The following is a 16,561-nucleotide window of genomic DNA, read 5'->3' on the forward strand; positions in this document are numbered from 1 at the left end:
CGTGGTGATCTCGATCGACACCTGGCGGGCCGAGGTGGCGGTGGAGGCGGTGGCGGCGGGCGCCGACCTGCTCAACGACACCTGGTCCGGCGCCGACCCGGCCCTGGCCCAGGTGGCGGCGCAGACGGGCGCCGGCCTGGTCTGCTCGCACGCCGGCGGCCTGGCGCCCCGGACCCGCCCGCACCGCGCGGCCTTCGCCGACGTGGTCGCCGACGTGCTCACGACGGTGACCGGGCTCGCCGACCGCGCGGTCGCGCTGGGCGTACGCGCCGACGGGATCCTGATCGACCCGGCGCACGACTTCGGCAAGAACACCCGACACTCCCTGGAGATCACCCGCCGGCTCGGCGAGCTCTCCGGCACCGGCTGGCCACTGCTGGTGGCCCTGTCGAACAAGGACTTCATCGGCGAGACGCTGGACCTGCCGGTGGCCGAACGGCTGGAGGGAACGCTCGCGGCCACGGCGGTCTCGGCCTGGCTGGGCGCCCGGGTGTTCCGCGCGCACCAGGTCCGCCCCACCCGGCGGGTGCTCGACATGGTCGCCTCGATCCGGGGCGACCGTCCGCCGACGCTGACCCGGCGCGGCCTCGCCTGACCGTCGAGGTCAGGACCAGCGCAGGATGTTCTTGCGCCAGGCGTAGAGGATGCCGAGCGCCAGCACCGCGACGAAGACCGCCATCTCCACGACCGTGACCATGCCGAACCCCGGCCGGTCGAAGACGACCGCCCAGGGGAAGAGGAACACCGACTCCACGGCGAACAACACGTAGAGGTACGCGTACACGTAGTAACGGATCTGCATCTGCGCCCAGTCGGCGCCGACGGGGTCGAGGCCGCACTCGTAGCTGGTGCGCTTGCCGAAGGGATCCGCCGGACGGGCAGGGCGTAACACCCGGTTGGCCGAGAACGCCGTAACGAAGAAGAGGACGCTGGCGAGCAGCAGCAGCCCGAGCGTCGCGTACGAGCCCAGGTAACCGGTCACGGTCGCTGAGCCTACCGCTCCTCGTCGCGGCTCGGGTCGAACCCGTTACGGATTCGTTTCCCGGCGGGACTAGTGCCCTCTGGCAACAATTGTCGAATATTGGGATCTCACTCATCGTCACCGGAGGACAGATGGCTCGCGTGGACGTACGGCCTAGCCGGCGGGCGCGTGACCGACGCGTCGTGCCCCTGTTGGCGATCGGCCTCGCGGTCGGACTGACCGTCGCCGCGGTGCCCGGCTGGGCGACCGCCGCACCGACCGCCGCCCGGGCCGCCTCCATCGCGACCGAGCCGGCCGGCGAGCCGGGCGGGGACACGCCCACTGCGGATCCGACGGACACGGGGCCGGTGCCCACCGAGGCGCCCTCGACCACCGCGCCGCCGCCGGAGACCACGCCACCGGCCCCGACGACCGAGCCGGCCCCGACGACGACGGCCCCGGAGCAGCCGGCGCCGACCACCGCCGCGCCGACCACCGCCGCACCGCCCCCGGCGCCGTCGGTGCCGCCGGTCCGGCCCTCCGCGCCCGCCGCCACCCCGCCGGCGCCCCTGGCCGGGGTCAGCGTCACGACCGACGACATCACCCTGACCGCCGCGTACTGGAACGCGGCGAGCACGGTGACCACGCTCCGGGTGACCATCACGAACACGGGCGCCACGCCCGCCCGGATCGGGCTGTCCTACACGCTGCCGGCCGGGCTGTCCGACGCCGGCACCGCGGGCTGCGCTCTGGTCGGCGGCGGGGAGCACCGCTGCGGGGAGTGGGCCAGCGCGCCCGGCGCCCGGTTCAGCACCCTGCTCCGGGTACGCGTCGACGGCGACGCCTGGAAGCGGATGCCGCTCAGCGGCGCCGTCCGGGTCACCGCGACCGCCCCCGGCGTGCCCGGCCCGGTGGGCGACGACGAGGGGTTCGCCGTGCTCTTCCCGCCCGGCCCGCCGGTGCCGGGGATCAGGCTGGACGCCGACCCGGTCTCCTTCGACATCAGTGGCGGGTCGAGCGGGCTCGACGTGCGCCTGGGCAACACCGGCAGGGTGGACGCCGAGGGCCGGATCGAGGTGGTCCTGCCGGCCGGGGTGACCGTGCCGACGCCCCCGTCCGGCTGCACCACGGTCGACCCCTCCCGTACGCGCTGCGAGCTGGGCACCCTCGCCGCCGGCCGGACCGCGCAGCTGCGGTTGCCGGTCTCCGCGACCCCCGAGGCGCAGCGGCAGGCCCCGCTGGCCGGCGCGGTGCTCGGCCAACTCGACCCGCGCAGCGGCCTGGCCCGGCAGGTGCAGATGAGCTTCCGGATCACCGCCGCCGCCGCGCTGGCGACCCCGGTGGCCTCGCCGCCCGCGCCGACCGGGTCGCAGGGCGTGCTCGCCGCCGACGCCGCGGCCGTCAGCGGCGACGGCGGAGGTGGCTCGGTACGGCGGACGGCGATCCTGCTGATCGTGGTCTCCACGCTGCTGGTGGTGTTCGCCCTCACGCTGGCGACCACCTCCCTGCGGCGGCGGATGACCGCCCCGGCGGGTGGACCGTCCACGGCACCGACCGAGTGACCCGGGCGGCCCTGGTCCGACCGGGTCTGCGTCCCGCCCACCCCGCGACCGGTGATCTGGATTACGGCGGGCGGACGGAAACACCTCAAATCGGGGTGGAATCTCGCTGGATCGCATCCCACAGGGCGGCCTCCGAGAAGGTTGGGGCCGCGATTCGACGTAGGCTCTCAGGTGAGGTAACTACAGCGGACCGGGCCCGCCTCGGCGGGTCTGGTGCAGCGGTGCGTCAAGGAGGTCACGTGGCCGGGCAAGGCGAGGTCACCATCACGTTCAGCCGCCCGCGCGACCGCGCCCAGCGAAGCGAGGTGCAGGCGTGACCAAGCAGATCCGTCAACTGGACCGGGTGGTCATCCGGTTCGCCGGTGACTCCGGCGACGGCATGCAGCTCACCGGCGACCGGTTCACCTCGGAGACCGCGCAGCTGGGCAACGACATCTCCACGTTGCCGAACTTCCCGGCGGAGATCCGGGCTCCCGCCGGCACCCTGCCGGGCGTGTCGAGCTTCCAGGTGCACTTCGCCGACTACGACATCCTGACCCCCGGCGACTCGCCGAACGTGCTGGTGGCGATGAACCCGGCGGCGCTCAAGGCCAACCTCGCCGACCTGCCGCGGGGCGCGGACATCATCGTCAACACCGACGAGTTCACCAAGCGCAACCTGGCCAAGGTCGGCTACCAGTCGAACCCGCTCGAGGACGACTCCCTCGCCGGCTACGTGGTGCACCCGGTGGCGCTGACCTCGATGACGGTGGGCGCGCTCGCCGAGCTCGCGGTGTCCAAGAAGGACGCCGAGCGGGCCAAGAACATGTTCGCCCTCGGTCTGCTCTCCTGGATGTACAACCGGCCGTACGAGTCGACGCTGCGCTTCCTGGAGCGCAAGTTCGCCGCCCGCCCCGAGCTGGTCGCGGCGAACGTCGCGGCGTTCCGGGCCGGCTGGAACTTCGGCGAGACCACCGAGGACTTCGCGGTCCGCTACGAGGTCAAGCCGGCGAAGATGCGGCCGGGCACCTACCGCAACATCACCGGCAACGCGGCCCTGTCGCTCGGCCTGGTGGCCGCCGGCGTCCGCTCCGGGCTGCCGGTCTTCCTGGGCGCCTACCCGATCACCCCGGCCTCGGACATCCTGCACGAGCTGAGCAAGCACAAGCGCTTCGGCGTGCTCACCATGCAGGCCGAGGACGAGATCGCCGCGGTCGGCGCGGCGTTGGGCGCGTCGTACGGCGGCTCGCTCGGCGTCACCACCACCAGCGGCCCGGGCGTCGCGCTCAAGAGCGAGACGATCTCCCTCGCGGTGGCGCTGGAGCTGCCGCTGGTCATCGTCGACGTGCAGCGGGCCGGTCCCTCCACGGGCATGCCCACCAAGACCGAGCAGGCCGACCTCAACATGGCGCTCTACGGCCGCCACGGCGAGGCCCCGATCGCGGTGATCGCGCCGAAGTCGCCGTCGGACTGCTTCCACGCGGCCATCGAGGCGGCCCGGATCGCGCTGACCTACCGCACGCCGGTCATCCTGCTGTCCGACAACTACGTCGCCAACGGCTCCGAGCCGTGGCTGCTGCCCGACGTCGAGTCGCTGCCCGACCTGCGGGTCGAGTTCGCCACGAAGCCCAACGGCGACGACGGCACCACGTTCCTGCCCTACCTGCGCGACCCGGAGACCCTGGCCCGGCCGTGGGCCGTCCCGGGCACCGCCGGGCTGGAGCACCGCATCGGCGGCCTGGAGAAGGCCGACAAGACCGGCGACATCTCGTACGACCCGGCGAACCACGACTTCATGGTGCGCACCCGGGCGGCCCGGATCGAGACGATCCCGGTGCCGGACATCGAGGTCGAGGACCCGGACGGCGACGCCCGGGTGCTGGTGCTCGGCTGGGGCTCCACGTACGGGCCGATCGGCGCGGCGTGCCGGGGCCTGCGCCAGCGCGGCCACGCCATCGCGCAGGCGCACCTGCGGCACCTCGCCCCGATGCCGGCCAACCTCGGCACGGTGCTGCGCTCCTACGACCGCGTGGTGATCCCCGAGATGAACCTCGGCCAGCTCGCCCACGTGATCCGGGCGAAGTACCTGGTCGACGCGATCGGCTACAACCAGGTCCGCGGCCTGCCGTTCACCGCCGCCGAGCTGGAGACGATGCTGGAAGAGGTCCTGAAGAATGTCTGAGCCCGTCGCCCTCAAGCTCACCGCCAAGGACTTCAAGTCCGACCAGGAGGTGCGCTGGTGCCCCGGCTGCGGCGACTACGCGATCCTCGCCGCGATCCAGCAGTTCATGCCGGAGCTGAACATCCCGCGCGAGCGGATCGTCTTCGTCTCGGGCATCGGCTGCTCGTCGCGCTTCCCGTACTACATGAACACCTACGGGATGCACTCGATCCACGGCCGCGCCCCGGCGATCGCCACCGGTCTGTCGGCCAGCCGCCCCGACCTGTCGGTCTGGGTGGTCACCGGTGACGGCGACGCGCTCTCCATCGGCGGCAACCACCTGATCCACGCGCTGCGCCGCAACGTCAACCTGAAGATCCTGCTGTTCAACAACCGGATCTACGGCCTGACGAAGGGGCAGTACTCGCCGACCTCCGAGGTCGGGAAGGTCACGAAGTCGACCCCGGCCGGCTCGGCCGACGCGCCGTTCAACCCGCTGTCGCTCGCCCTCGGGGCCGAGGCCACCTTCGTGGGCCGCACCATCGACTCGGACCGCAAGCACCTCCAGTCGGTGCTGCGGGCGGCGGCGGAGCACCAGGGCTCGGCGTTCGTGGAGATCTACCAGAACTGCAACATCTTCAACGACGGCGCGTTCGACCAGCTCAAGGAGCCGGCCACCCGCGACGACTTCCTGATCCGGCTGGAGCACGGGCAGCCGATCACGTTCGGCAAGGACGGGCAGTTCTGCGTCGTGCACCCGCCCGGCGGGTTCGGCCTGGAGGTCCGGGAGACCGCGTCGGTCAGCCCCGGTGAGATCGTCGTGCACGACGCGACGGTCACCGACCCGGCGTACGCCTTCGCGCTCTCCCGGCTGCCCGGCCTGGACCTGCGGAACACCCCGATCGGCGTGTTCCGCTCGGTGGACCGGCCGTCGTACGACAGCGTGGTGCAGGAGCAGCTCGCCGAGGCGAAGGCGAAGGTCACCGAGACCCCGGAGCAGCAGCTCGCCGGGCTCCTCGCCAGCGGGGACACCTGGACGATCCTCTGACCGGCGCGACCGGCCGCCCCTGAGCGAGGAGTCGGGGAGGCTGGCCGCCCAAGGGGCCAGAACCGCGAGAAGGGTCCGCCACCGACTGGTGGCGGGCCCTTCTACGGTTGCTGGAGCTCAGGAGCCGGGGTCGCAGCGTGACGTCACGTTGAGTGACAGGGCCCATCTCCTCGCGATTCGCTACGTTCAGTAACGGCGCTTTCGACACTGAAGCGAATCCTGACCGCCGCCAATCAGGCTGGCAGGCCTGTGACCAGCGGATTCAGCGAATCTCGCGGCGCCGAGTCGCCCCGGCCTTGTGCGCCCTTTGCTCTGCAGCCGCATACGCACCAGGCACTCAGGGTCGCTGGCGCATATACGGATGCAGAGCAAAGGGCGCGGACTGCAGTGGCGCCCGGAGGGTGAGTTGTTACCGAGCGTGACCACAGATGGTGCGTTGTCCACGCAAAGAGCGGGTGACGGCTCGGACCTCCCGGATCGGACGTTTGCGACCGGCCGCCAACGCCCGACCGATCAGGACGACCGCAGGCCAAGGGACCGGAGGCCAGAACGACCGGAGGCCAGAACGACCGCAGGCCAGGGTGACTACAGATCAGGGCGACTACAGGTCAGGGGGCAGGGCGACCACGGATCAGGGGGCAGTGGTCGCCTGCGGGCGGTCGTCGCGTACGTGCACCAGCATGTCGCCGGTCTCGATGACCGCGCCGGCCTTGTCGGCCAGGGTGACCACCTTGCCCCGCCGAACCAGGGCGATGACCAGCGATTCCAGCTCGCGGGGGGAGCGGCCCACCTCGGAGCGCTCGGCGGAGCGCATCGCCAGCGCCATGCCCTGGCCGGGGGTGAGCAGGTCCTCCACCACGTCGATCAGCGGCGGGGCCGAGGTGGACAGGCCCAGCAGTCGGCCGGCGGTGGCCGAGGAGACGATCACGTGGTGGGCGCCGCTCTGCTTGAGCAGCGGGGCGTTCTCCGCCTCCCGGGCGGCGGCGATGATCCGCACCTGCCCGGCGGTGAGCTGCCGTACGGTCAGCGCCACCAGGACCGAGGCGTCGTCGCTGTCGGTCGCGATGATCACCGCCTTGGCGTTGCGTACGTGTGCCTCGTTGAGCACCGACGAGCGGGTCGCCGAGCCCTCGATCGCCACCAGGCCGGCCGAGGTGGCCTGCCGCAGCGCCGGACCGCTCCGTTCCACCACCACGATCCGGGACTTGTCGAGCCCGTTCTCCAGCAGGGCGGAGACCGCGCTGCGGCCCTTCGTGCCGTAGCCGCAGATGATGACGTGGTCCTTCACGGCTCTCCTCCACCGCGACAGGCGACGCCCGGTGCGGTACTGCTCGGTCAGCACTTCCAGGGTGGTGCCGACCAGGATGATCAGGAAGATCACCCGGGCCGGCGTGATGTAGACGACGTTGATCAGCCGGGCCGTCTGGCTGACCGGGGTGATGTCCCCGTAGCCGGTGGTCGAGAGGGTGACCACCGCGTAGTAGAAGCAGTCGAGGAGGGTCAGCGCGTCCTCGTTGACGTCGCGGTAGCCGTCCCGGTCGAGGTAGACCACGGCGACGGTGGCGAAGACCAGGCCGATGGCGGCGGCCAGCCGGAGACTCAGCGCGCTCAGGGGGCCCCGTCGCTGGGCGGGAAAGTGGATCACGTGAGGACCTGTCCCGGCCCTGTCGTCGCCTGCACGACCACAACATAGCGGCCTTCGCGGATCTCGCACGGCGGGGTCGTCGACCCGGGGCGCCACGGCTCACCCCCGGCTCACCCGCCGACGCGCGGCACGACGGGACGACCCGCGCGCCCGACAGGGGGCATGATGGGGGTGTCCCGGACGACGAGCCCGAGAGTGAGGCCCGCATGTCGTTGCTGCGACGAGTGATCGGCGGGGTGCTGCGCCGGCTCCGGCTGCGGCAGGGCCGCACGCTGCGCGAGGTGGCCGAGGCCGCCGGAGTGTCGGTGCCCTACCTGTCCGAGGTCGAACGCGGTCGCAAGGAGGCCTCCTCGGAGGTGCTCGCGGCGATCTGCCGGGCGCTCGGCATCCACCTGTCCGACCTGCTGGAGGAGGCGCGCGACGACCTGCGTCGGGTCGAGCCGCGCATCCCGGCCGCGCCCCGGGCCGGCCTGGCCCGGCTGGAGCGGGCGGAGGTCGGCCGGCCCGACGCCGTCACCCCGGCCGTGCGGGTCGCTCCCCGGGCCGGTGGCCCCCTGCTCCACCTGGCTCCGCGCCCGGGCGGCACGACCCTGCGGGTCGGGCGGCCCGCCTCCGCCGTGGGCGGGCGCTCCGGCCCGCGTACCCGCGTCGCGCTGGGCTGCGGGCGGACGCGGGCGGGCGCGCGGACGTTGACCGTCGTCTAGGCCGGCCGGTTCTGCCGTCGGCTGATCTGCCGCCGGCAGAATGGCTGGCCTCGCGCGTCCCGTTCCGCGCAGGCTGGACGTGCCGGTCCCCCGGGCGCCCTCCGGTCGCCCGCCGGCAGTGCCGGAAGGGCGGACGCGATGATCGGTCTCGACGTGCGGATGTTGGACGGTGGGCAGCCGTCCTTCGGCGACCAGGTGTTCGACCGGCTGCTGAAGGAGCGGATCATCTTCCTCGGCACCGAGGTCACCGACGCCTCGGCGAACCAGATCTGCGCCCAGATGCTGCTGCTCGCCGCCGAGGACCCGGAGCGGGACATCGTGCTCTACATCAACTCGCCGGGTGGCTCGGTCAGCGCGGGTATGGCCGTCTACGACACGATGCGGTTCGTCCGCAACGACGTGGCGACGGTGGCGCTCGGCTTCGCCGGCTCGATGGGGCAGTTCCTGCTCTGTGCGGGCACGGCCGGCAAGCGTTACGCGCTGCCCCACTCACGGATCATGATGCACCAGCCGTCCGGCGGGATGGGCGGCACCGCCGCGGACATCACGATCCAGGCGGAGAACATGCTGCACGTGAAGCGGACCATGCAGGAGCTGATCGCCCGGCACAGCGGGCGCAGCCTGGAGGAGATCCAGCGGGACTGGGACCGCGACCGGTGGTTCACCGCCGAGCAGGCCCGCGAGTACGGCCTGATCGACCGGGTGGTCACGAGGGCCGAGCAGCTCCCGGGGAGCTGACGGAGCCGGGCCGCGACGGGAGGCGGCGACACCGGCGCCGGACGCGCCCCCTCGATCCGCGTCCGACCTCCGGTACGCGATGGCCATCGCCGTGCTGGCCGCCGATAGACGGAGCCTATTCCCGCCAGTGGGAATCCGCGCGGACTGCCGGCGCAGCGTCTTGTGCACAATTCTCGTTACGTCCGCCTACGCCGCGTAGCGCAGGTGTTCGCCGTCCGGCGCGCAGGACCGGTAGCGTGCCTGGGCGTGATCGAATCCGAGCACCCGCATGACACCCGATCGTCCTACGACGCCCTGGCCGTCGACTACGCCGAGCGGTTCCAGGACGAGCTGGTCGCCAACCCGTGGGAGCGGGCGGTTCTCACCGCCTTCGCCGACCTCGTGCGCGCCGCCGGGAACGGGCCCGTCGCCGACGTCGGCTGCGGACCCGGCCGGCTCACCGGGTACCTGCACGGGCTCGGGCTCGACGCGTTCGGCATCGACCTCTCCCCACGGATGGTCGAGGTCGCCCGCCGGGCCCACCCCGACCTGCGCTTCGACGTGGGCGCGATGCCCGATCTGGGGCTGCCCGACGCCTCCCTCGGCGGCATCGTGGCCTGGTACTCGACCATCCACGTCCCGGACGACCTGCTCCCGGCCACCTTCGCGGACTTCCACCGGACGTTGACGCCCGGCGGTCACCTGGTGCTGGCGTTCCAGGTCGGCGACGAGCCGCTGCACCTGACCGAGGCGCTCGGCCACCCGGTCTCGCTGGAATTCCGGCGCCGCCGACCCGACCGGGTCGCCGAGCTGCTGACCGACGCGGGGCTGGACGTCCGCGTCCGGCTGGTGCGCGAGCCCGAGGCCTTCGGGAGCCAGCCGGAACGCACGCCGCAGGCGTACCTGGTGGCCCGCCGGCCGGCCGGCTGAGGCGCCGGGTCAGCGTGCGACGGTGAGCACCACCTTGCCGAGCGCCCGGCGTCCCTCCAGGTCGGCGTGCGCGGTGGCGGCGTCGGCCAGCGGATAGGTCGAGACCAGCGGTCGCCACCAGCCCTGCCCGGCCAGCTCCAGCGACCGGGCGGCCAGCGCCGGGATGCCGCCGGGCAGGGCGCGAAGCCGCTGACCCAGCCAGCCCACGGTCAGGCCCCGGCCGATGACGTCGCCGGTGTCGATCCGGGTCGCCTCGCCCGCCGACCAGCCGAACATCATGAACCGGCCGCCCGGCCGCGTCAGCTCCAGGGCGGCCCGGCCCACCGCGCCGCCCACCCCGTCGTACACCAGGCTCAGGCCGCCGACCCGGTCCCGCACCGTTTCGATCCAGTCCGGGTGGCCGTAGTCCACCACGAGGTCCGCGCCCAGCTCGCGCAGCTTCGCCGTCCGGTCGGCACCGCGCGCCGCCGCCACCACGGTGGCGCCGGTCGTCCGCGCGGCCTGCGCCAGCAACCAGCCGACCCCGCCGGCCGCCGACGGCACGAAGACGACGTCGTCCGCCGTCGGCGGCTCCAGATCGAAGACCCCGAGGGCGGTACGGCCCGTGCCGACCGCGGCCACCGCCTCGGCGTCGCTCAGCCCCGGCGGTACGGCGTACAGGGAGCCCACGTCGGTGACCGCCTGCTCGGCGTACCCGCCCGGCACCATGCCCAGGTGCGCGACGACCCGCCGCCCGCGCCACGCCCCGTCCACGCCCTCGCCCAGCTCGTCGACGACGCCGGCGACCTCGCGGCCGGGGACGGTGGGCAGGTCGGGCAGCGGGAGCGGGCCGCCGGCCTCGCCCCGGCGCAGGGTCGTGTCGAGCAGGTGCACGCCGCTGGCCGACACCGCGATCCGGACCTGGCCGGGGCCGGGTCTCAGGTCGGGCAGGTCGTCGAGCACCAGGTTTCCGGGAGGACCGAACTCGTGAAGCCGAATGGCACGCATGCCCCCATCCGACAACCTCAATCCCGCTTCAGGTCAACCCCGGAGTCAGACGGTCGGCACCACCATCGTGGTTCCCGTCGCCGGGGAAGGTTGGGCGAGAGCCCGAGCCGGGTATCAGAAGGCACCCGGACGAGACGCGGTTCCGGTCCGTCCGGGATTCGGTCCCCCGGGACGACCTTTAGACTAAGGTCACAGTCCGTAATCCGGATTCCCCCGGACAATCGGAAGGACTACACGTGATCGAGACCATGCAGATGAGGCCGATCAACCCCGAGTCGGTGCCGGAGGCCACGGGCGGTTACCACAACGCGCTGGAGGTCCAGACCGCCGGGCGGATGCTGTTCATCAGCGGGCAGATCCCCCAGTCCCGGGACGGCCACGTCCCGGCCACCCCCGAGGCGCAGTGCCGGCTGGTCTGGGACAACATCCGGGCCGTCCTCGCCGACGCCGGCATGGACGTCGACAACCTGGTCAAGGTGACCACGTTCCTGGCCGACCGCCGGCACGCCGACGTCAACACCAAGGTCCGCAACGAGGTGCTCGGCGCACACCGCCCCGCGCTGACGGTGATCGTCACCGGGATCTTCGACCCGGAGTGGATCATCGAGATCGAGGCGATCGCCGTCGCCTGAACGGCCCGTCCGACGGCCGGCCCGGCGACGATCAGCCGCCGGCAGCCAGGCCGCCGCGCCGCGGGCCCGTTCGGGCCGGCTCACCGGCACGGCCGGGCAGTCGTGGGGGAATGCTGACCGCGCAGGGCCACCACCTGGTCGCACTCCGGGCTGCGGCCCAGTTCGCGCACGTGGGCGCGGACGAGCTCGGGGATCCGGTAGCGGCCCTCCGGCAGCGCCTCGGCGAGCCCCGCGTCGACCAGGCGTTCGGCGGCGACCTCGGCGGCGGCCATCGGCTGGCCCGACAGCGCGGCGAGGTTCGACACGCTGACCATGCCCCGGTCCAGCCGGCTCAGCAGCCGCAGCGCCCGCAGCGCCACGCCGTCTCCGTCGCCGTACCGGGTCAGCACCCGCACCGCGCCGGCGAGGCAGTCCCGGATCGACATCGACTCGCAGACCAGGGCGTCGAGCCGGGCGGCGGGATCGGCCAGCCGCCCGGCGAAGGCGGCGAGCGACCAGTTCTGCCGCGTCGCCAGCCGGGCGGCCGCGATCCGCAGGGCCAGGGGCAGCGCGTCACAGCGCTCCACGAGCGTGCGCGCCGCCTCGGGCTCGGCGTCCACCCGCTCGGCGCCGAGGTGGTACCGGAGCATGTCGAGCGCGTCGTCCGCGTCCAGGGAGCCGACGGAGACCCGGGTGGCCCCGTCGAGGGTGGTCATCCCGGAGCGTGAGGTGACGATCAGGGCGCAGCCGACAGGCATCGGCCCGAGGACGCGTACCTGGGCGGCGGTCGCCACGTCGTCGAGGACGACCACGACCCGACGGCCGGTCAACAGGGCGGACCAGCCCGACGCGGGGTGGTCGCCCGTCGGCGACGACAACCCGAGCGCCTCGGCCAGGACCCGCACCGCCCGGGCGGCCTCCGCCGGCCCGTCGGGTGTCCCCCCGCCCATGGGTACGAACACCGACCCGCCCGGATGCTCCGCGGCCAGCTCGTGTGCGGCGCGCACCGCCAGGGCGGTCTTGCCGGCGCCGGCCAGCCCCTGGACCACGCCCGGCCGCCCGGACCGCACACCCTTGACGAGCCGGCCCAGCTCGGCCCCCCGCCCGTGCAGGGCCACCGGGTCGGCGGGGAACCGGGAGGCCGGCGGGCTCGATGTGACCACCCGTACGGGTGGGCGGGCCCCGGGATGGTGCAGCCGCAGCGCCGGATCGTTGCGCAGGATCCGCTGTTCCAGGTCGCGCAGGGACTCGCTGGGCTCGATGCCCAGCTCGTCGACCAGCAACCGCCGCAGGTCGCGGTACGCACCCAGGGCGACCGCCTGCTGGCCGTCGCGGTACAGGGCGGTCATCAGGTGGGCGTGCAGGCGCTCCCGCAGGGGATGCTGGCTGACCAGCACCTTGAGTTCCGGCAGCAGCATGCCGTGCCGGCCCAGCTCCAGCTCGGCACCGATGCGGGCCTCGACCGTGGCGATCCGGGTCTCCTCCAGGCGGGCCACCTCGGCCATCACCAGCGGGGTCGGCCGGACGTCGGCCAGCGGGGCACCACGCCACAGCGCCAGCGCCGCGTCGAACCCCTCGACGGCGGCGTCCGGCAGGCCGGCCGCGAGGTCGGCGTGGGCCTGCCTGATCAGCCGCTCACACTCGCCGATGTCGATCGTCTCCGCGGCGACCACCAGGCGGTAGCCGGGACTGCGGGTGGTCAGGACGCGGCCGTCGCGGTCGTTCAGGGCGCGGCGCAGCCGCCACGCGTACCCGGCGACGAGGCCGCTGGCCGAGGCCGGCGGGTTGTCGTCCCAGAGTTCGGCCACCAGTTGTTCGAGCGACACCACCTGGTCGGCCTTGAGCAGCAGCATCGCCAGCAACGCGCGCTGTTTCGCCGACCCGATGCCCCGCCACTGGACGCCGTCGTGGAACTCCACCGGCCCCATCAACCGGAAACGCAGGCGGGCGGGTGGTGCTTGCCGCGGGATGGGCATCTCTGCTCTCGATTCGTGAGCGTGGTGGGAGTCGGCGCCGTTCAGACCAGTCCGACGTCCGCTGCCAGCCGCCGGCGGTCGACCTTGCCGTTGGCGTTGACCGGAAAGAACTCGACCCGGTGGTACCGCGCCGGCGCCATGTAGGGCGGCAGGTGGTCGGCCACCAGGTCCGCCAGGGCCGCCTCCGCCACGGTGTCGCAGGTGTAGAGCGCGTGCAGCTCGACCGCTCCGGCACCGGGCAGCGCCAGGACGACGACGTCGTGCACCCCCGGGTGCCGGCGCAGGACGGACTCGATCTCGCCCAGCTCGATCCGGTAGCCATGGATCTTGACCTGGTCGTCGAGCCGGCCCAGGTGGACCAGTTCACCGTCCTCCCGGCGGACCCGGTCCCCCGTCCGGTACCAGCTCGCCGGGCCGGGCGGGCCGTCGACCGGCGTCGTCCGGCGGCCGTCGTGGTCGACGAACCGGCCGGGGTTCTGCGCGGGGTCGAGGTAGCCGTCGAACCGCTGGCCGCCCCGCACGCAGAGCTCGCCGTCGTCCCCGGCGGTCCCGTCGGCCGCCAGCAGGACCCCCTCCAGGTGCGGATGGATGCGCCCGATCGGCACGGTGTCGTTGCTGGTGCGGGGCCACCGCGCCGGATCGGCGGGAAGCTGGTAGCGGGTGCAGGTGACGGTGAGTTCGGTGGGCCCGTACAGGTTCTCCAGGGTGCTGCCCGGCGCGGCGTCCGCCCACACCCGCGCCTGGGCCAGGGTGAGCTGCTCACCGGCGAAGAGGCTCCACCGCAGGCCCGGCATGCTGCCGGGACGCAGGGTGCGCAGGCGGCGGGCCAGGGAGATCACCGACGGTACGGAAAACCAGTGGGTGATCCCGTTGTCGTTGACGTAGCGGACGGGGGCCAGGGTGTCGCCGGGCGCGGCGACCACCAGCAGCGCGCCGGACGACCAGGCGACGAACATGTCGAACACCGACGGGTCGAAGGTCAGCTCGAAGGTCTGCGACAGCCGTGACCCCGGCCCCACCTGGTAGGCCCGCACACAGTGCGCGAGGTAGGGGGCGAGGTTGCGGTGCCGGATCGGCACCCCCTTGGGCGTGCCGGTGGATCCGGAGGTGAACAGGGTGTACGCGACGTCGTCGGGGCCGCCGGCGTACGCGTTGGTCCACCGCTCGGCCGGCACGTCGTACCAGCGCTGCTCCGGCGTGTCGGGCAGGTGCAGGACGCCGACCGGCCCGGCCGCCTCGTCGGCCACCCGGCCGCCCGCGTCGTCGGCGAGCAGCGCGTCCACCCCGGCGTGGGCGCAGGTCCGCCGGATCCGTTCCGCCGGCGCGTCGGGGCCGAGCGGCACGACGGTCGCGGCCAGCCGCAGCGTGGCGAGATAGCCGACGTACGCCGCGAGGCTGCGCGACGCGCAGAGCCCGACGACCCGGGGCGGGCGGCCGTGCAGGGCGACCAGCCGGGTGGCCAGCCGCTCGACCCGGTCCAGGAGTTCGGCGTACGTCAGCTCGTGCCCGGCGACGCGCAGCGCCGGGGCGTCGGGATGCCGGCGGACCGCGTCGGTGAACCCCTGGAAGAGCGTCGGGCCGTCCGCGCTCACCGGGAGCCGCCGGTGGTCGCCGCCTCCGGCAGGTCCCCGCCGTCGTCGGCGGTGCCGGCGTCCCCGCTGTCGTCCGGGTCGCCGGGAGCCGGGGCGGCGGCCGGGCCGTCGACCTCCGCCATGCGTTCCCGGGTGACCACCTTGAAGAACGGGTAGATCAGCAGTACGCAGAGCACCGCGAAGAAGCCGAACGCCACCTGGTAGGAGAAGAACTCGGCGAGGACGCCGGCGAGGATCGCGGCGACCGGGGTCATGCCCCAGGCCACGAGGCGGCTCGCGGCGCTGAACCGGCCGAGCATGTCGGCCGGCACCAGCGACTGCGTGATGAACCGGGAGTTGACCGTCCACATCGTGCCGCCGGCGCCGGCGAGGAACGCCGCAGCGCCGATGGCCCAGGCGCTGGACGGCGCGGCGGGCAGCAGCGCCGGGGCCGCGACGAGGGCGAAGGCGCCCACGATGTCGGTGAACATGGACCAGCGTCGGCCGATCCACCGGTTGACCGGCCCGACGATGACGGTGCCGATCACCCCGCCCGCGCCGAGGCCGGTGAGCAGGAAGCCGTACTGCCGCTCGTCGAGGCCGAGCGGGCCGCCGACGGCGTAGACCGGGATGAGGGCGAGCCACGCCGCCCAGCAACCGGCCATGATCGCGATGAGCAGCGCCATCGTCCGGAGCAGCCGGTGCTGCCAGAGGAACCGGAGGCCCTCGCGGATGTCCTCGTTGACCGAGCGCTTGCGCGCGGGGGCCGCGACCTTGAAGTTGCCGACCAGCAGGAGCAGCAGGACCGCGCCGGCCACGTAGGCGAACCCGGTGACGCTGAGCGCGAGCCCGAACCCGACCGCCACCAGGAAGCCGCCGATCGGCTGGCCGGCGAAGCCGTTGAACAGGTATTCCAGGGCCGTGATCCGCGCGTTGGCGGTCTCCCAGCGGTGTTTCGGCACGGCCGACGGGACGATGGAGACTCCGGCGATCCCGGCCACCACGTCGGCCAGGCCGATGACGAGGGCGGCGGCGTAGATCAGCGCCAGGGTCGGGCTCGCGGCGAGCACGGCGACGAGAAGCGCGCCGACGGAGACCATCCGGGCGATTTCGGCGCCCATCAGCAGGGCCCGCCGGTCCATCCGGTCGACGAAGACGCCGACGTGCAGCGCGGCCACCAACCACGGCAGGCTCATGATGGCCGCGACGGCGGTGACCACGACGGGTGATCGACTGATCTGGGCGGCGAGCAGCGGGAGGGCGATCCGGGCCACCGCGTCGGCGATGTTCGTGGTGCCCGTGAAGATGACCAGAATCCATTCGTTCCGCCTGGCTCCGGGCGGATCCGCCTGCGCTGTGGTTTGAGCTGTGGCCACGACAATCCCTCGCACGGTCTTGAATTGGGAGAAGTGAATCGGAACTCCGCCGCGAAGTTCGCACAGCACCCGGACAAACGATAAGGGACCATTTACCCGGCCGTGCTTGTCAATTAGCTGACACGCAATGCCGAGCGGGTCGGGGACCGATCCGGCACTTCCGCCCCGGCCATCGCCGGCAATTCCGATCGAACCGGTCGCCGGGGCTGAACGGAGTCGCAGGTCATCGGGGTCCGCGCGTTGACAGGGTGGTCGTACGGGTATCGACAGGCGGCTCCAACAATCGCGGAAAGTCCCTTTCGCGCCTTATGGGAATACTCTGCGTTGCGCTGG

General features: G+C 73.0%; 14 protein-coding genes. 8 read left to right on the forward strand and 6 right to left on the reverse strand.

All coding sequences use genetic code 11. From position 1 onward, the window contains the following. The coding region (gene folP, locus ACGFNF_RS29230; RefSeq protein WP_393172087.1) for a dihydropteroate synthase at nucleotides 1-595 on the forward strand (595 nt) is incomplete at its 5' end. A gap of 9 nt (nucleotides 596-604) precedes the next feature. On the opposite strand, the gene ndhC is transcribed toward folP, so the two are convergent. Further along, nucleotides 605-982 (reverse strand): NADH-quinone oxidoreductase subunit A, encoded by a 378-nt coding sequence (gene ndhC, locus ACGFNF_RS29235; protein ID WP_121396759.1) that lies wholly within the window; start codon nucleotides 980-982, stop codon nucleotides 605-607. A 182-nt stretch (nucleotides 983-1,164) separates the two neighbouring features. Between ndhC and ACGFNF_RS29240 the strand changes: the two genes are divergently transcribed. From ACGFNF_RS29240 to ACGFNF_RS29250, 3 genes are all read left to right on the forward strand, one after another. Next, on the forward strand, nucleotides 1,165-2,523 hold the full coding sequence (locus tag ACGFNF_RS29240) for a hypothetical protein (protein WP_393172089.1): 1,359 nt from the start codon (nucleotides 1,165-1,167) through the stop codon (nucleotides 2,521-2,523). 313 nt (nucleotides 2,524-2,836) lie between these two features. After that, a complete protein-coding gene (locus tag ACGFNF_RS29245; RefSeq protein ID WP_357576619.1) occupies nucleotides 2,837-4,684 on the forward strand; it encodes a 2-oxoacid:acceptor oxidoreductase subunit alpha in 1,848 nt (615 codons plus the stop codon). Continuing rightward, a complete protein-coding gene (locus ACGFNF_RS29250; RefSeq protein WP_089002176.1) occupies nucleotides 4,677-5,711 on the forward strand; it encodes a 2-oxoacid:ferredoxin oxidoreductase subunit beta in 1,035 nt (344 codons plus the stop codon). Before ACGFNF_RS29245 ends, ACGFNF_RS29250 begins: the two co-directional genes overlap by 8 nt. Nucleotides 5,712-6,342: 631 nt before the next feature. Here the strand turns inward: ACGFNF_RS29250 and ACGFNF_RS29255 are convergent. Then, nucleotides 6,343-7,356, reverse strand: coding sequence for a TrkA family potassium uptake protein (locus ACGFNF_RS29255; protein WP_121396762.1), 1,014 nt, complete (start codon nucleotides 7,354-7,356; stop codon nucleotides 6,343-6,345). A gap of 206 nt (nucleotides 7,357-7,562) precedes the next feature. On the opposite strand from ACGFNF_RS29255, the gene ACGFNF_RS29260 reads away from it, so the two are divergent. The 3 genes from ACGFNF_RS29260 to ACGFNF_RS29270 all read left to right on the forward strand — a co-directional run bounded on the left by ACGFNF_RS29260 (nucleotide 7,563) and on the right by ACGFNF_RS29270 (nucleotide 9,707). Beyond that, complete coding sequence (locus ACGFNF_RS29260; RefSeq protein WP_311410627.1) at nucleotides 7,563-8,060, forward strand: helix-turn-helix transcriptional regulator; 498 nt, start codon at nucleotides 7,563-7,565, stop codon at nucleotides 8,058-8,060. Between the two features lie 138 nt (nucleotides 8,061-8,198). After that, nucleotides 8,199-8,798, forward strand: coding sequence for a ClpP family protease (locus tag ACGFNF_RS29265; protein WP_132231676.1), 600 nt, complete (start codon nucleotides 8,199-8,201; stop codon nucleotides 8,796-8,798). A gap of 246 nt (nucleotides 8,799-9,044) precedes the next feature. Beyond that, on the forward strand, nucleotides 9,045-9,707 hold the full coding sequence (locus ACGFNF_RS29270) for a class I SAM-dependent DNA methyltransferase (protein WP_393172094.1): 663 nt from the start codon (nucleotides 9,045-9,047) through the stop codon (nucleotides 9,705-9,707). Nucleotides 9,708-9,716: 9 nt separating this feature from the next. Here ACGFNF_RS29270 and ACGFNF_RS29275 read toward each other — a convergent pair whose 3' ends face one another. Then, nucleotides 9,717-10,694 (reverse strand): zinc-binding dehydrogenase, encoded by a 978-nt coding sequence (locus tag ACGFNF_RS29275; RefSeq protein ID WP_393172096.1) that lies wholly within the window; start codon nucleotides 10,692-10,694, stop codon nucleotides 9,717-9,719. Nucleotides 10,695-10,930: 236 nt separating this feature from the next. Between ACGFNF_RS29275 and ACGFNF_RS29280 the strand changes: the two genes are divergently transcribed. Beyond that, nucleotides 10,931-11,326: a RidA family protein gene (locus tag ACGFNF_RS29280; RefSeq protein ID WP_151455537.1), complete on the forward strand. Its 396-nt coding sequence runs from the start codon at nucleotides 10,931-10,933 to the stop codon at nucleotides 11,324-11,326. An 80-nt stretch (nucleotides 11,327-11,406) separates the two neighbouring features. Here the strand turns inward: ACGFNF_RS29280 and ACGFNF_RS29285 are convergent, their stop codons facing one another. The 3 genes from ACGFNF_RS29285 to ACGFNF_RS29295 are packed head-to-tail and all read right to left on the reverse strand — an operon-like array spanning nucleotide 11,407 to nucleotide 16,228. Continuing rightward, on the reverse strand, nucleotides 11,407-13,281 hold the full coding sequence (locus ACGFNF_RS29285) for a BTAD domain-containing putative transcriptional regulator (RefSeq protein WP_393172098.1): 1,875 nt from the start codon (nucleotides 13,279-13,281) through the stop codon (nucleotides 11,407-11,409). Between the two features lie 41 nt (nucleotides 13,282-13,322). Beyond that, entirely contained in the window at nucleotides 13,323-14,873 is a 1,551-nt protein-coding gene (locus tag ACGFNF_RS29290; protein ID WP_393172100.1) for an amino acid adenylation domain-containing protein, read from the reverse strand. Continuing rightward, complete coding sequence (locus ACGFNF_RS29295; RefSeq protein ID WP_357576626.1) at nucleotides 14,870-16,228, reverse strand: MFS transporter; 1,359 nt, start codon at nucleotides 16,226-16,228, stop codon at nucleotides 14,870-14,872. Before ACGFNF_RS29295 ends, ACGFNF_RS29290 begins: the two co-directional genes overlap by 4 nt. Nucleotides 16,229-16,561 lie beyond the last annotated feature (333 nt).

Origin of the sequence: Micromonospora sp. NPDC048868, assembly GCF_043198195.1 — a bacterium.
GTDB classification, from domain to species: Bacteria; Actinomycetota; Actinomycetes; order Mycobacteriales; family Micromonosporaceae; genus Micromonospora; species Micromonospora reichwaldensis.

Bases quoted from the DNA above. Each gene is read 5' to 3' on its own strand.
- ACGFNF_RS29275 (WP_393172096.1), bottom strand. From the start codon at position 10,694: ATGCGTGCCATTCGGCTTCACGAGTTCGGTCCTCCCGGAAACCTGGTG.
- ACGFNF_RS29285 (WP_393172098.1), bottom strand. From the start codon at position 13,281: ATGCCCATCCCGCGGCAAGCACCACCCGCCCGCCTGCGTTTCCGGTTG.
- ACGFNF_RS29265 (WP_132231676.1), top strand. From the start codon at position 8,199: ATGATCGGTCTCGACGTGCGGATGTTGGACGGTGGGCAGCCGTCCTTC.
- ACGFNF_RS29250 (WP_089002176.1), top strand. From the start codon at position 4,677: ATGTCTGAGCCCGTCGCCCTCAAGCTCACCGCCAAGGACTTCAAGTCC.
- ACGFNF_RS29260 (WP_311410627.1), top strand. From the start codon at position 7,563: ATGTCGTTGCTGCGACGAGTGATCGGCGGGGTGCTGCGCCGGCTCCGG.